The 1,022-nt window shown below is 63.5% G+C and carries 2 protein-coding genes; both read right to left on the minus strand.

Going from position 1 to position 1,022, the window contains the following annotated elements; translation table 11 throughout:
- The coding region (locus PAN31108_RS26220; protein WP_503124999.1) for an adenine nucleotide alpha hydrolase family protein at positions 1–275 on the minus strand (275 nt) is incomplete at its 3' end.
- 15 nt (positions 276–290) lie between these two features.
- On the minus strand, positions 291–1,022 hold a 732-nt coding region (locus tag PAN31108_RS26225), incomplete at its 5' end, for an electron transfer flavoprotein subunit beta/FixA family protein (RefSeq protein ID WP_246184161.1).

A 1,022-nucleotide genomic window follows, 5' to 3' on the forward strand; every position in this document is an offset into this window, starting at 1 on the left:
AGGATATGCGAGTAGTTGCCCGCGATCGACACCACTTCGTCTGCGATGTTCTCGGCAAGGCCCTCGCCGAAGTACGGCGCATCCGCCAGCAGCACCTTCTTCACGCCCGCGATCTGCGCAGCCGCGTCAGCGGCGGCTTTCGCGTTCGACCCCGCGACCAGCACGTGCACGTCGTCGCCGCATTGCAGCGCGGCTGCTACGGTGTTCAGAGTTGCGGCCTTAATCGTGTTGTTGTCGTGTTCAGCCACAACCAAAACTTTCGCCAGATTGCTCATGTCTCGTCGTCTCCCTTAGATGACCTTGGCTTCGGTCTTGAGCTTCTCGACGAGCGTTGCCACGTCCGCCACCTTCACCCCCGCGCTGCGCTTGGGCGGCTCGGCCACCTTCAGCGTCTTCAGGCGCGGGCTCACATCCACCCCGAGATCCGCCGGCTTGAGCGTCTCCAGCGGCTTCTTCTTCGCCTTCATGATGTTGGGCAGCGTCACATAACGCGGCTCGTTCAGGCGCAGGTCCGTCGTGATCACCGCCGGCAGCGACAACGAAATCGTCTCGAGCCCGCCGTCCACTTCGCGCGTGACCTGCGCACGATTGTCCGCCACCGTCACCTTCGAGGCGAACGTCGCCTGCGGCAGCTTCGTGAGCGCCGCGAGCATCTGACCCGTCTGGTTGGAATCGTCGTCGATCGCCTGCTTGCCCAGGATCACCAGTTGCGGCTGCTCCTTCTCGACGATGGCCTTGAGCAGCTTGGCCACCGCCAGCGGCTGCAACTCGTCGTCCGACTCGATCAGGATCGCGCGATCCGCGCCGATCGCCAGCGCCGTGCGCAGCGTCTCCTGCGACTGCGCAACCCCTGCCGACACCGCGATCACCTCCGTCGCCACGCCCGCTTCCTTCAGACGCACCGCCTCTTCCACCGCGATCTCGTCGAACGGATTCATCGACATCTTCACGTTCGCGATGTCGACGCCCGTGCCGTCGCTCTTCACACGAACTTTTACGTTGTAATCCACTACCCGTTTGAC

The organism is Pandoraea anhela (assembly GCF_902459655.1).
In the GTDB taxonomy this organism is placed as follows: domain Bacteria; phylum Pseudomonadota; class Gammaproteobacteria; order Burkholderiales; family Burkholderiaceae; genus Pandoraea; species Pandoraea anhela.